Below are 13767 nucleotides of genomic sequence, written 5' to 3'. Positions count from 1 at the left end.
TGAGAAGTCATGGGGAGACCCCGCAGGCGCTTAAAGCGCCGAGGAGGCTCCCCGACTGCCCGCGGAAAGCGAAGCGCCTGGAACGAAAATCAACAGCCGGATTTAACAGAGCCTATTTTAAAAAGGTGTTTGAACCCGCAGTTTTAAGGATATGTTTAACAATAGGACAGCAAAAGGGGAGTAGACATGGAGAAAAAAGAATACAACAAACTTGTTAGAGATCTTTTTCCTGAATTGATGAAAGGGAAGGGAAAGAAGGTTGAATTTGAGATCTTAGATGGCAGTCAATATAGTGAGAAGCTCATGGAGAAATTCAATGAGGAAGTGGAGAAGTTCCGGAATACTGGAACGGACAGACTTCTAAGTGAAATCGTCGATTTGCTTGAAGTGGTGTATGCAATTGCTGAGCATCGAGGGATCACAGAATCTGAAGTGGAGTTCATGCGGCAGTTAAAGAAGAATCGCAGCGGCGGTTTCAGAAAAAAAATCCTGCTTAAAACAATAGAAGAAAGTTCCCAGTAAAAAAATGCCCTCAGCCTATTGGCGGAGGGCATTTCCTATATTGTTAAGCAGATTTATGTGCAGCTTCTGGTGTTTGTTTGAAAACAGTCTTGCGGATGAAAGGAACCACCCAGCGGTCCAAGCCGTATTTGGCAGCGTTGAAGCCAGAGAACAGGATGATGAAGCCAAAGAAGATGTCTGTTGGGTTATGAGAAACTGTTCCGGCAAGGAAGAAACTGAAGTTCATCACTAGTCCGAAGAACATGGCAGCAGTTGTCAAGCATCCAAGGATAAGTCCAAGTCCAATCAGGAATTCTCCCAGCGGAACGATGAAGTTGAAAAGATCGACATTCGGGATGGCAAAGCTTTCTAAGAAGTTAACATACCATCCATAAACCATGTTTCCGTCTGGACCCTTTACCGGGTTCGCAACAGCGTTTTTCAGATATCCTGTAGCGTCAAATCCCTCACCAGTCAATTTGCCCCATCCAGCAGTCATCCAGTTGTAACCAAGCCATACCCTAATCACAGTCAACAGGCCAGCAGCAATATTGTTTTCTCTTAACCATTTAGCGAACATCTAAATCGCTTCCTTTCAAAATATATAATGATTACACTCTTAAGATATCAAAGCAATTTATGGAAATCTGTGAATAATGTGTGAAGACACATATCAGCCATAATGTTTTGAACAAATTTTGTCAATGGATTTCCTTTAATGGGATTTAATACCTATAAGGGTATATTAGCGGTTCTCTATTTCCCTTGCCGCATAAGTTGGGAATATATAGAATAAAAATATAAAGAAGTACAAGCTGGAAAGGGGAAGTTCATGATGAGCGAGCTTTTATTCAAGCAATTTGAATTAACAAGAGGTTCTTTTTTGAAAAGCATTGAGGGCATCACTGCGGAACAGGCAGGTGTTCAGCCAAAAGGCTTCAATAATAACATCCACTGGCACATCGGGCATGTGCTGACAGTTACAGAACAATTCATGATGGGATATCCGAAAAAATCTAGTCATCTGCCTGCCAACTACATAGAGTGCTTCGGAAACGGTACCCGTCCATCCGAGTGGACTGGGGATGTTCCATCTGTGGATGTTTTGCGTGACCAATTGAAAGTGCAGCTGGGAAGGATCAAAGAAGTGCCGGCTTCTATGCTGGATGAGAAGCTTAAGAAGCCGTTCCTTGGGTTGGAGACTTTTGGAGAGCTTGCGAACATGGCATTATTCCATGAAGCCTATCATCTTGGTCAAATACACGCGATGAGAAAATTAGTTTAGTAATAGAATGGCAGGGTCCTATTTTGGGCCCTGTTTTTTGAAACCTGTTATCACTTATTACGTATTAGTAATATAAGGAAGGCAGGTGTGAGGAATGAGTAAGGATAAAGATTCATTGATTCTCAGAAGGTGGCTCTTCATATTCATTTCCTTTGCGATAGCTGGAGCACTGTTCCTTTTCATTGACATCACGTGGATCAGAAAGACACTTTCAGTCATCATGCTGTTGATTGGTTTTGTCGCTGCTGGATTTGTATACCAGTTTTATGAGACCTGGCTAAATAATTTAGGCAAGAAAAAGGATGGAAAATAAAGACTCACTTCTTAAATTGAAGTTGGACCATGATGGGTTATAGGAAAAAAGTTGCTGATATAGGTGGGTTGGGAAAGAATCAGCAACTAGGTTTTTTACTATAGCTAGGCGCAAAGCTGTCAAGAAAGCGTATTAATTAAGACAAGTTTCAGCCTGTAGAACGCAAAGCTGTCAAGAAAGCGCATTAATTAAGATAGGTTTCAGGCTGTAGGGCGCAAAGCTGTCAAGAAAGAGCAATTATTAAGACAGGTTTCAGGTTGTAGAGCGCAAAGCTGTCAAGAAAGCGCATTAATTAAGACAGGTTTCAGGCTGTAGAGCGCAAAGCTGTCAAGAAAGAGCAATAATTAAGACAGGTTTCAGGCTGTAGAGCGCAAAGCTGTCAAGAAAGAGCATTTATTAAGACAAGTTTTAGGCTGTAGGGCGCAAAGCTGTCAAGAAAGAGCATTAATTAAGACAGGTTTCAGGTTGTAGAGCGCAAAGCTGTCAAGAAAGAGCATTTATTAAGACAGGTTTCAGGTTGTAGAGCGCAAAGCTGTCAAGAAAACGCATTAATTAAGACAGGTTTCAGGCTGTAGAGCGCAAAGCTGTCAAGAAAGAGCAATAATTAAGACAGGTTTCAGGCTGTAGAGCGCAAAGCTGTCAAGAAAGAGCATTTATTAAGACAAGTTTTAGGCTGTAGGGCGCAAAGCTGTCAAGAAAATGCAATTATTTTGACAGGTTTCAAGCAGTAGAGAGCAAAGCTGTCAAGAATATCATGGAGCGGAGGCACTAAAATATGTACCAGGAGAACTGCCCATATTGCAATGTGCTTGCTGACGGAGAGCAGCAAATCACACTTGAGAATGAAACATGTTATTTTATCCAGAAGGAGTCGGAACAGCAGGTCCTGCAGGGGAGCGGGCTGATCATCCCGAAGCTTCATAAGCAGGATGTCTTTGAGTTATCTGAGCAGGAGTGGAATGATTCGCGGGAGTTGCTGCTGGGTGCAAAAAGGATTCTTGACGAGAAGTATGGACCTGACGGATACAGTGTAGGATGGAATACGGGGAAAGCAGGAGGACAATCGATTTTTCATGCCCATTTACATGTGATTCCGCGATTTAAGGATGAACCTCTTGCAGGCAAGGGAATCAGGTATTGGATTAAACAAAAGGACAACATGAGGAAATAATCAAGTTGGGAAAATTTCTGTTTAATTATTTGAATATTTTTACAAAAATGATTCTAAAATCCCGGGAGAGCAGTCCCGGGATTTTTCTATTATACGAAGCTGTTGGGTCTATAGTGGTATAGACATCTATACTGTTATTTAGATAGTCTAAGATTACAGCATGAAAGCCTTTTCAAAGTTTACGAGATTAAATGGAGCAAAAGCTCAGAAAAGGAGGAAACATGAGGAACAAATCGCTATCTATTGCATTGGCCGCAGTTCTTGGTACAGGGGCAATGGTTCCTGTGACATTTGCGGAAGGCAATCAAGTGCCAGGGGCAACAATTGAACAAAGGGAGGGCAAAGCAGGATTTGATAAGGTGCATCCGGTTTTTTCATGGGACAAGCCTGGTCCATTATCACCTATCCTTCATAAAGGGTCGGTTCGGGGAGCTGGCATGGTACAACAGCCTCTGGACGAAATTGATGGGCATATGGAAAGTATGATTGCTGATGGCGTGATGCCAGGTGCAGTCGCATTCGTTGCCCGCCGCGGACATATCGTGAAGCAGGAAGCCTACGGATATGCCTACAGATATGAAGATGACCAATTCACTGAATCTAGTGAACCAATCATGATGGAGGAAGATACAATTTTTGACCTTGCCTCTATCAGTAAAATTTTCACGACAACTGCAGCGATGATTTTGTACGACCAGGGGAAATTTGAACTCGATGACAAAGTTTCTAAGCATATTCCTGAATTCGCTGCCAATGGAAAGGAAGATGTCACAATCAGACAGCTCCTAACCCACACATCTGGTTTCACTGCATGGGTGCCACTTTATACAAAAGGCAGCAGCCGTGAGGACAGGATGGATTTCGTATTAGAGTATCCACTGAACAATGAGCCGGGAAGTACCTATACATACAGCGACCTCAACATGATCACGCTTGGTTTGCTGGTCGAAAGGCTCTCAGGACAGAGACAGGATGATTTTGTTAAACAATATATTACGGAGCCGCTCGGAATGACGGATACAATGTATAACCCGCCGGCTTCACTGAAAAAACGGATCGCCGCCACAGAATACCAGCCAGCTATTAATCGCGGATTGGTCTGGGGAGAAGTGCATGATGAAAACGCCTGGTCACTGGACGGTGTGGCAGGACATGCTGGCGTGTTCTCAACAGCGGAGGACCTGGCAAAGCTTGCCCATATGTATTTGAATGATGGCCGATATGGCAGCGAAGTTATTTTAAAGCAAGAAACTGTCAACTTGATCGTTGAAAACCAGATTCCGCAGTTCCCTGGTGACGACCATGGTTTAGGGTGGGAGCTTGCCCAGGGATGGTTCATGGATGCGTTATCCGAGGGAACTTCACTTGGACATACGGGTTATACCGGGACTTCAATTGTCGTGAACAGGAATAATGGCACAATTGCGATCCTGCTCACCAACAGAGTCCATCCGAGCCGCAGCACGGTTTCCACCAATGTCGCACGGAGACAGCTGGCAAGGCAGGTTGCTGATTCCATACCGGTAAATATTCCAGATGGGTCAGCGTGGTTTTCGGGTTATGGAGATAAGTTGCAACGTAAGATGACAACAGAAGTGAAACTGGACAAGCCTGCGACACTATCATTTGACACCTGGTATCGTATTGAAGCGGATGCGGATTATGGGTATCTGGAAATTTCTGAAGACGGTGAAAGCTGGGAGCAAGCTGCTATTTTTACAGGAAGCAGTGTGGATTGGAAGTCAGAGCAGGTTGAACTACCAGCAGGGACAAAACACATCCGTTTCCGCTATCAAACGGATAGCTATACGAATGGACGCGGCTGGTATGCCGACAATATCAGTCTAGTAACCTCCGATGGGGAAAAGGTGGAGCCTGAGTTTTCTGGAGAGGGCTGGAAGCAAAGGAAGTACTGATTTTAGTAATTTTTCATGAATTGGATAAAATATACAAAATGGAGGAGATACGATGAGGAAACTTAGCAAGCTAATGCTCTTTTCATTAGTGTTTGTGCTGTCTTTTTCACAGATCCTGCCCGGGGTTTCTTTGAAGAAGGCGAATGCCGAGGAAAAGAACACAGTGGAAGATCTGGTGATATATGAAAACATGCCTGAAGCGGATGCAAATCTCAAAGATGGAAACATTCAATTAAAGGCACTTCATGTGTATTCAGAAGGACATTTCATGCTGGCATCTGAAAACCTTAAGTGGTCTTCGGCGAATAAAAATGTCGCAACAGTAGACCAGGATGGAAATGTGGAGTTCACAGGACAGAATGGACGGACGTTCATTACAGTGACTGACGGTACCTTCAAGGACCGGATTGCACTCGATTATAAAGTGAAACCATCCTTTAAAGAAGAAGGGGAAAAAGGAAAGCCTCAATCCGAAGCGCTGGTCATCAAGCAGGAAGGCAAGCGCTATGATTTGATTGGCAATGCAATCAGCAAAATGACCCTGGAGGAAAAAACAGGACAGATGCTGATGCCGGATTTCAGGACCTGGAAGGGTGAAAATGTAACCGAAATGCTGCCGGAAATCCAGCAGCTCGTGAAAAAATACCATCTAGGCGGAGTCATCCTTTTCCGCGAGAATGTGGTGACAACTGAACAGACAGCACGACTAGCTTCCGATTATCAGGAGGCTGCTGAAAAATTCGGCCTGCTGCTGGACGATCGACCAGGAAGGCGGAATTGTCACAAGGCTCCAATCTGGGACGGATATGCCGGGGAATATGGCATTGGGTGCAACACGTTCACCAGAAATCGCTTATAACGTAGGGAATGCAATCGGCGAGGAACTGGCTTCCTTGGGGATCAACATGAACTTTGCGCCGGTTATGGATGTTAACAACAATCCGGACAATCCGGTAATCGGCGTGCGTTCATTTGGCGAAGATCCGCAGCTAGTTGCTGACATGGGTGTTGCCTATACAAAAGGACTACAGGCCGCAGGTGTCGCGGCGACAGCCAAACACTTCCCGGGACACGGGGACACGGCCGTCGATTCCCATCTTGGACTTCCGGAAGTTCCACACGATAAAGAGCGCTTGATGGAAGTCGAACTGTATCCGTTCCAAAAAGGAATGGAAGCAGGCATTGATGCGATCATGACAGCGCATGTAACGTTCCCGAAAATTGACGGAACGAAAGCCATTTCTAAGAAAACAGGGGAAGAAATCGCCATCCCGGCAACTCTTTCCTACAAGGTCCTGACAGAACTGATGCGTGAAGAAATGGGCTATGAAGGAGTCATCACAACTGACGCGATGAACATGAAAGCCATCGCTGACCATTTTGGTGCAGTAGATGCCGCCATCCGCGCCGTAAAAGCAGGCACGGATATCGTCTTGATGCCGGTTGGACTTGAAGAAGTAGCATCAGGCCTGCATGATGCAGTAAAGGCTGGCGAAATTTCCGAAGAACGCGTTGAGGAATCAGTCAGACGTATTTTAACTTTAAAGGTTAAAAGAGGCGTGATAAAGGAAGAAACTCCTGTTTCAATCGATGAAAAGATTGCGAAGGCAGTGAAGGTAGTTGGCTCTGCTGAGCATAAGCAAATCGAAAAAGAAGCAGCTGAGAAATCAATCACTTTGGTTAAAAATAGTGCAGATTTACCTTTGAACCTGAATAGCGATGAAAAAATCGTCGTTGTGGGCAACACTTTTATCAGCAGCCTGGGTGATGCGATTAAAAAGCATCATGAAAATACAATCGTCATTTCCTCTTCAACATATAAGCTGACAGAGGCACAGCTGGAACAGATTAGAAACGCCAGCACAGTGGTCGTCGGCACCTATACTTACAATGTATCTGGCCGGACGCCAACGAGCGCGCAAATGGCTATGGTCAGCCAGATCATTGAATTGGCAGATGCTCCGGTTGTCGGTGTCGGTATCCGAAATCCATACGATATCATGGCCTACCCGGAAATTGACGCCTATCTGACCCAATACGGTTTCCGCCCAGCAAGCTTTGAAGCAGCAGCCGGGGTGATCTTTGGAGAATTCGCGCCAACTGGAAAGCTGCCAATCACCATCCCTGATTACAGTGGCGGTGTTCTTTACGAATTCGGGCATGGATTACCTTACTAGAAATGATAAGGCGGGCTGTTGAAGGGCGCCCGCCTTAGATTTTGAAATGTATATGTTCGAACTGAAAATTAATAGTCTTAAAATCTAGTAAAACAGGAGTGATCATATTGAAAAAATGGCTGGCGGCAGTATTGACGACCGTTTTGATTCTATCTTCCTTGACCATTGCATTGGCAAACCATGATAGCGGGCAGGGCAAGAGCCAGGATCTGAAGAAATTCAAGGTTGGTGCAGAAGCACTGCTAGAAGACCACAGGTACTTGATCGAAGGAAAGCGAGTCGGACTGATCACGAATCCTACTGGAGTAAATCAAAATCTGAACAGTGTCGTCGACCTGCTTTTCAATGATCCTGATGTCGAGCTGACGGCACTCTACGGCCCTGAGCATGGAGTTCGCGGAAGCGCCCAGGCTGGAGCATATGTCGAGTACTACATCGATGAAAAAACTCAGCTTCCTGTATACAGCCTTTACGGGAAAACGAAAAAACCTACACCAGATATGCTCGAAAATGTGGACGTCCTGCTATTTGATATCCAGGATGTAGGAACAAGATTCTATACGTACATCTACACAATGGCCTATGCGATGGAAGCGGCAAAGGAAAACGATATTCCATTCATCGTGCTTGACCGTCCGAACCCGCTTGACGGTGTTAAGGTTGAAGGACCTGTTCTTGAATCGGAATACAAATCCTTTGTAGGAAACTATGAAATCCCGCTGCGCCACGGCATGACTGTTGGGGAGCTGGCCATGCTATTCAATGAAGAATTCAATATTGGAGCAGACCTGACTGTCGTAGAGATGGACCGCTGGAACCGCACCATGAATTATGATGAAACGCCTTTGGAGTTTGTCATGCCTTCACCAAACATGCCTACACTGGATACAGCATTCGTATATCCTGGAGCCGCGTTAATTGAAGGAACGAATGTATCGGAAGGCAGAGGCACGACAAAACCATTTGAGCTGATTGGGGCACCGTTCATCAATTCAGATGACTTGTCCGCAAAATTGAACTCTTTGAATCTCCCAGGAGTAAAGTTCAGGGCGGCGTCGTTCACTCCGACATTCTCAAAGCATGCTGGCAAACTGTCCCATGGAGTCCAGATTCATATTACCGACTATGATTCGTTTGAACCGATTGTAACAGGGCTTCATATTGTAAAAACAATTCATGATATGTACCCTGAAGACTTCCAATTCCGCGCTGAAGACAGCAGGGGAATTTCCTTCTTCGATCTTCTGACAGGAAACGGCTGGATCAGGGAAGAGATTGAAGCGGGAACATCCGTGGAAGAAATCCAGGCAATGTGGCAGGATGAATTGAAGGAGTTCAAGCAGGTGAGGGAAAAATACCTTCTCTATTAAATGATAAAAAAATGGCCTCTGCACAAGCAGCGGCCATTTTACGTTGTACTGTTGCTCCAATCTGTATATAATCCACTGCCGCTGCAGCCAGGACATTCGTACGGTGCCGCATAATATACAAACTCATTAGCTGAAAAAGCATAATAGCCTCTTCCATGGCAGTCAGGGCATTTATTCTGGTCCTTCATATTCGACAGATGATTTTCATATCTTGCATTTCTCCATTGGTTGAGCGCATTAAATAATCCCACTCCCAATCACCTCCAGTTCTATGCATAGTTTGGAGAAATAATTGCTTTATTATGTATAGTTTATGGAGAATTTTGGTTTTTGACCCGGCAAAATGCACATGACTTGTCTACAAAGTTGACATTACTGTGAACAATCCCGCCAATGAACCCATTGCTGGATAAACTTGGACTATAATGAATCCGTATCAACGAATAGGAGGGATTCATGATGAAAAACGAATTGACACAGGCAGTAAACAAGCAAATCGCTAACTGGACTGTACTCTACATCAAGCTCCACAACTACCACTGGTATGTGACAGGGCCGGAATTTTTCACCCTGCATGCTAAATTTGAAGAGCTGTACAACGAAGCTGCCTTACATATCGATGAACTTGCAGAAAGATTGCTGGCCATGGGCGACAAACCAGTTGCCACCATGTCCGGTGCATTAGAGCTCGCTTCTGTAAAAGAAGCAACGGGAAGCGAAACCTCAACAGACATGGTCGCAAGCATAGTCGAAGACTATTCCAAGATGATTCAAGAACTGAAAAAGGGAATGGAATTGGCGGAGGAAGTTAATGATGAAACAACAAGCGACCTGCTGTTGTCCATTCACTCTGGCTTGGAGAAGCATGTGTGGATGCTGAACTCTTTCCTGGGAAGATAACAGAGCAAAAAAAGACGTATGTAAAAATGCATACGTCTTTTTTGCGTTCTTTTCAGATTTACTGACTTGAAAAAATGCAAAAAGCACCCATTAACGGGTGCTTTCGTATTATAGGGTTAACCAGTTTTTACTGGTTGGCTCTTTTTTTTATAGGACCTATCATTTCAGTAGCCAGGGTAGAACGTACGGGTGCGTGGGAGTCAGATCTCGTAACATAAACTGTTCGCCCCCTACTTGTAGAATGATGTTTGAGGCTGGTTGGGACTATGATCTCGTATAACAAGCGAAGCTATGGAACTACAGGAAGGTATAGGGGTTACTGGCGAGTAAATCTAAGGGAGAGATAATCATTGAATCCAGTAGTTGGCCTGGATGTGGCCAAAGGGGAAAGTGAAGCTCAGGCATTTCTAGATAAAGACAAGCCATTTGGAAAGAGCTTCAGGATAAAACATATCAAAGAGGAGTTAGACACTTTCATTTCTTTTTTGAAAGAGATAGAAAGAAAGACTGGCGTTAGACCAGCAGTAATTCTTGAATCTACAGGGCATTACCATACACCAATTATTCAATGTCTGGAGGAGAGCCAATATCTATATATCTTGGTAAACCCCATCATTTCTCATCAGGCCAAGAAAACCAGTCTTAGAAAGGTAAAGACGGATGCCGTTGATGCATATCAACTTTGTGTTTTGTATTATAAGGAAGAATTTGAGCCTTATAAGAAACGAGGACTAAGGCTACTAAATCTAAGAACACTATCAAGGCAATACGAAGCAGTTACGAACCTTTACATTCAGGCAAAACTTCAATTCTACACAATTCTTGACCAGGTATTTCCGGAATATAGGGGAGTCTTTGGAGATCTATTTTCAAAAGTCTCTCTTCAGATTTTAAAGGAGTTTCCTACATCTGAAGATGTTCTGAGGACTGGTGAAGCAAAGATACTGGAGCGAATTGTAGGAATGCGTATAAAACGGTCTGAGGGTTGGGCCAGGGAGAGGGCAGCTAAATTAATAGCTTCGGCTGAGCGTAATCCTTTCCAACAAGGTGTGTATCAAAGTCAGTTGTTCAGTCTGGATATGTATATCTCTATGCTTCTTCAGTACCAAGAACACCTATCCAGTATAGAGGCGGAGATAGATGTCTTGGCAGAAGAAATTGAAGAATGTAAGATAATCCAATCAATTCCCGGAATAGGGGGAAAAATCGCGGCAACGATCATTTCCGAAATCGGAGAAATTGACAGGTTTAATCACCCTAAAAAACTTGTGGCTTACGCGGGAATAGATCCAAGTGTCCATTCATCAGGTAAGTTCACAGCTACTATAAATCATATTACTAAACGAGGTTCAAGCCGATTACGGCACGCTTTGTATATGGCTGTTTTATGCGGTATAAGAAGCTCCAGGAACAAGAGGTTAAAAGAGTATTATGATCGGAAACGAAATGAAGGAAAGCCTTCAAGAGTAGCAATGATAGCCTGTGTAAACAAGCTTTTACACTGGATTTATGCAATCCTAAAAAAGAATGAGCAGTTCCTAGATATGGCTTAATCAACAAGAAAAAACAGCTAATGCAAAACCTTCCAAACTGTATTTGGAGGGTTGTTTGGCGTGCCCTCAAAAGTATAACACGGTAGAACAAATATTTTAATAAGAAGTTCTTGACTCCTATTAGCTGGTTTAAATGAATCTATTATTTATGCCTCGAGCCAGCTTTGTGACCACTTTTCAATTTCCTTCATAAGAGGTTCCAGTGCCTTGCCTTTTTCCGTCAAAGAATATTCAATTCGAACCGGCGTTTCAGGATGGACTTCACGTCTTACAATCCCTTCGCTTTCCAAATCTTTTAATCGCTCTGAAAGCACTCTTCCACTAACTCCTATAGAGGATTCAATCGTACAAAAACGCTGAGGTCCAGACAGCAGCTGATATATGATCATTCCAGTCCAACGCTGGCTTAGGATTGTCATGGCTTTTTCAAATCTGGGACAAATCGACTTATCCATATCAATCACTCCTTACTACTATTATAAACTTTACAACTGAAAAATAAATTACTTTTTATATAAAACTTACTTGACGAAATTAAATTACAGTTATATAGTTACTTACATAAAGTAACCAACTTACTGCAGTTAAGTTTTCAAGGAGTGTAATGAATATGATAAAAAAGCATGAAGCAGCAGCAACTATTTTAAGGTTAGTACTAGGAGCAACCTTCTTGATCCATGGAGCTGCAAAGTTCCAGGGCGGAATTGAAAATACTGTCGGCTTTTTTGAAAGCCTTGGTTTCCCTGGATTCACGGCATACATTGTTGCCTTGATAGAACTTGTTGGTGGATTGGCGATGCTACTGGGTGTAGGAACAAGGGTTGTTTCCATTTTATTCGCGATTATTTTGGCAGTAGCAGTAGTAAAGGTGAAGCTTGCCGGAGGGTTTTTGGGAAATGGTCAAATGGCGGGCTTTGAACTTGATCTGGCCCTTCTGGCAATGTCCGTCTTTCTGGCCATTACAAACAAATCGCTTTTTGCCCTGGATAATGTTATTTTTCAATCAAAGAATGCTTAAAGGAGGAAGAATATATGAGTTTTCATCAACCACCCGTTACTTTCGTAAGCCAAGTGAATTTAAAGGTCCAAAGTTTGGAGCGTTCCCTAGCCTTTTACCAAGAAGTAATCGGCTTTAAGGTATATGAAAAAACGGACAAATCCGCTAAGTTAACGGCTGATGGTAAAACGGTGCTATTAAGCATTGAGCAGCCATCTGATGTAATCCCAAAGAAAGGAAGAACTACAGGATTATACCATTACGCCCTTTTGCTGCCTGAACGGACTGACCTGGCAAATATCCTGAAGTATCTTTTGCAGACAGGTTATCCATTGCAGGGAGCATCGGACCATCTTGTAAGTGAAGCTTTGTATTTAGCAGATCCGGATGGAAATGGAATCGAAATCTATACAGACAGACCAGCATCGAAATGGGATTGGAATAGTGGGCAAGTAGTGATGGCCACTGAGGCTCTGGATGCAAAAAACCTTCTTGCAGAGGGCACGGATGAAGCCTGGCATTTTCTTCCTGAAGGAACTGTGATGGGACATATCCATTTACACGTCGCAGAACTAGCGAAAACAGAAGAGTTTTACAAAAAGGGACTTGGTTTTGAAGTGGTCAGCCGATACGGCCCACAGGCTCTCTTCATTTCTTCAGGAAAATACCATCACCACATCGGACTGAATACATGGAACGGCGTGGGGGCTCCTAAACCGGCTGCTAATAGTGTGGGTCTTGAATCTTATACCATGGTATTGCCCGACGAAGCGAACTTGAAAAACACAGTAGCCCGCCTGAAAGAAATCGGGGCAGCTGTTGAAGAAGAAAAAGGCATTTTCATTACGGAGGATCCTTCTGGGAACCGCATTAGGCTGGAAACTGCTAAGTAAAAAGAAAAGGTGAAGGTGAAAATCATGAGTTTATTAAACAAACTTTTTGGAAGGAAGAAGGAGGAAACAAAGATGGCAACTGAAAAATTGAACATAGGAATTATTTTGGGCAGCACAAGACAGGGACGTGTTAGCCCTCAGGTTGGTGAATGGGTGAAAGGGATCGCTGACAAACGAGGAAATGTAAATTATGAAATCGTGGATATTGCTGATTTTGAATTGCCATTCCTGGGTACGACTGATGGTTCCGAGCCAGGGATTGCTGCCTGGAATGAAAAGCTTGCAAGCCTTGATGGTTTCGTATTCATTGTCCAGGAGTACAATCACAGTATTACAGGAGCCTTGAAAAATGCGCTTGATTTTGCACGCGAAGCATGGAATGACAAAGGTGCTGGGATCGTGAGTTATGGATCAACAGGCGGAGCCAGGGCTGCTGAGCATTTAAGAGGAATCTGCGGAGAATTGAAGATTGCCGACGTCCGCACACATCCAACATTATCCTTATTTGCAGACTTTGAGAACGGTACAGAGTTCAAGCCACAAGCCCTGCACCTTGAGAATGTCAATGCGATGCTGGATGAGGTCGAGGCATGGAGCGGTGCACTGAAAACATTAAGATAAGCATTTCTTTTGACCTTTGATGAAAAACGGCTTAATATCTCGAAGTAAGCATTTTTTACTCCGAGATATA

Annotated in this window: 14 protein-coding genes and 1 pseudogene; 12 read left to right on the top strand and 3 right to left on the bottom strand. The window is 43.7% G+C overall.

Annotated elements, in window-relative coordinates; all coding sequences use genetic code 11:
* Window positions 1-186 precede the first annotated feature (186 nt).
* Window positions 187-522: a nucleoside triphosphate pyrophosphohydrolase gene (locus AB5I83_RS20985; protein ID WP_226643659.1), complete on the top strand. Its 336-nt coding sequence runs from the start codon at window positions 187-189 to the stop codon at window positions 520-522.
* A gap of 43 nt (window positions 523-565) precedes the next feature.
* On the opposite strand, the gene AB5I83_RS20980 is transcribed toward AB5I83_RS20985, so the two are convergent.
* Entirely contained in the window at window positions 566-1081 is a 516-nt protein-coding gene (locus AB5I83_RS20980) for a DoxX family membrane protein (RefSeq protein WP_448978272.1), read from the bottom strand.
* Between the two features lie 255 nt (window positions 1082-1336).
* On the opposite strand from AB5I83_RS20980, the gene AB5I83_RS20975 reads away from it, so the two are divergent.
* The 6 genes and pseudogenes from AB5I83_RS20975 (at window position 1337) to AB5I83_RS20950 (ending at window position 8733) form a co-directional block, all read left to right on the top strand.
* The gene (locus AB5I83_RS20975; protein ID WP_448978317.1) at window positions 1337-1786 is read left to right on the top strand and encodes a DinB family protein; all 450 of its coding nucleotides are present in this window, start codon (window positions 1337-1339) and stop codon (window positions 1784-1786) included.
* Between the two features lie 94 nt (window positions 1787-1880).
* Window positions 1881-2099, top strand: coding sequence for a hypothetical protein (locus AB5I83_RS20970; protein WP_448978270.1), 219 nt, complete (start codon window positions 1881-1883; stop codon window positions 2097-2099).
* Between the two features lie 775 nt (window positions 2100-2874).
* Entirely contained in the window at window positions 2875-3270 is a 396-nt protein-coding gene (locus AB5I83_RS20965; RefSeq protein WP_448978268.1) for an HIT family protein, read from the top strand.
* A 221-nt stretch (window positions 3271-3491) separates the two neighbouring features.
* Window positions 3492-5186 (top strand): serine hydrolase, encoded by a 1695-nt coding sequence (locus AB5I83_RS20960; RefSeq protein ID WP_448978266.1) that lies wholly within the window; start codon window positions 3492-3494, stop codon window positions 5184-5186.
* A gap of 52 nt (window positions 5187-5238) precedes the next feature.
* Window positions 5239-7363, top strand: a pseudogene (locus AB5I83_RS20955) (glycoside hydrolase family 3 N-terminal domain-containing protein).
* A gap of 107 nt (window positions 7364-7470) precedes the next feature.
* Window positions 7471-8733 carry an exo-beta-N-acetylmuramidase NamZ family protein gene (locus tag AB5I83_RS20950; RefSeq protein ID WP_448978264.1) on the top strand — a complete coding sequence of 421 codons (1263 nt, stop codon included), beginning with the start codon at window positions 7471-7473 and terminating at the stop codon, window positions 8731-8733.
* 38 nt (window positions 8734-8771) lie between these two features.
* Here the strand turns inward: AB5I83_RS20950 and AB5I83_RS20945 are convergent, their stop codons facing one another.
* Window positions 8772-8984, bottom strand: a complete 213-nt coding sequence (locus tag AB5I83_RS20945; protein ID WP_023626738.1) for a hypothetical protein — start codon at window positions 8982-8984, stop codon at window positions 8772-8774.
* A 208-nt stretch (window positions 8985-9192) separates the two neighbouring features.
* Between AB5I83_RS20945 and AB5I83_RS20940 the strand changes: the two genes are divergently transcribed.
* Complete coding sequence (locus AB5I83_RS20940) at window positions 9193-9633, top strand: Dps family protein (protein WP_448978315.1); 441 nt, start codon at window positions 9193-9195, stop codon at window positions 9631-9633.
* A 350-nt stretch (window positions 9634-9983) separates the two neighbouring features.
* The gene (locus tag AB5I83_RS20935) at window positions 9984-11186 is read left to right on the top strand and encodes an IS110 family transposase (RefSeq protein ID WP_448978262.1); all 1203 of its coding nucleotides are present in this window, start codon (window positions 9984-9986) and stop codon (window positions 11184-11186) included.
* Between the two features lie 146 nt (window positions 11187-11332).
* On the opposite strand, the gene AB5I83_RS20930 is transcribed toward AB5I83_RS20935, so the two are convergent.
* Window positions 11333-11641 carry a winged helix-turn-helix transcriptional regulator gene (locus AB5I83_RS20930; protein ID WP_448978260.1) on the bottom strand — a complete coding sequence of 103 codons (309 nt, stop codon included), beginning with the start codon at window positions 11639-11641 and terminating at the stop codon, window positions 11333-11335.
* A 155-nt stretch (window positions 11642-11796) separates the two neighbouring features.
* Here AB5I83_RS20930 and AB5I83_RS20925 point away from each other — a divergent pair, with 155 nt between their 5' ends.
* Genes AB5I83_RS20925 through AB5I83_RS20915 form a run of 3 tightly spaced genes read left to right on the top strand, consistent with a single transcriptional unit; the run spans window position 11797 to window position 13697 of the window.
* Window positions 11797-12204: a DoxX family protein gene (locus AB5I83_RS20925; RefSeq protein ID WP_448978258.1), complete on the top strand. Its 408-nt coding sequence runs from the start codon at window positions 11797-11799 to the stop codon at window positions 12202-12204.
* 14 nt (window positions 12205-12218) lie between these two features.
* Complete coding sequence (locus AB5I83_RS20920; protein WP_448978256.1) at window positions 12219-13076, top strand: VOC family protein; 858 nt, start codon at window positions 12219-12221, stop codon at window positions 13074-13076.
* A 24-nt stretch (window positions 13077-13100) separates the two neighbouring features.
* Complete coding sequence (locus AB5I83_RS20915) at window positions 13101-13697, top strand: NADPH-dependent FMN reductase (protein ID WP_448978254.1); 597 nt, start codon at window positions 13101-13103, stop codon at window positions 13695-13697.
* Window positions 13698-13767: the final 70 nt, after the last annotated feature.

The sequence above is a fragment of the Mesobacillus sp. LC4 genome, assembly GCF_053543455.1.
This window is presented reverse-complemented; position numbering and strand designations above follow the sequence as displayed.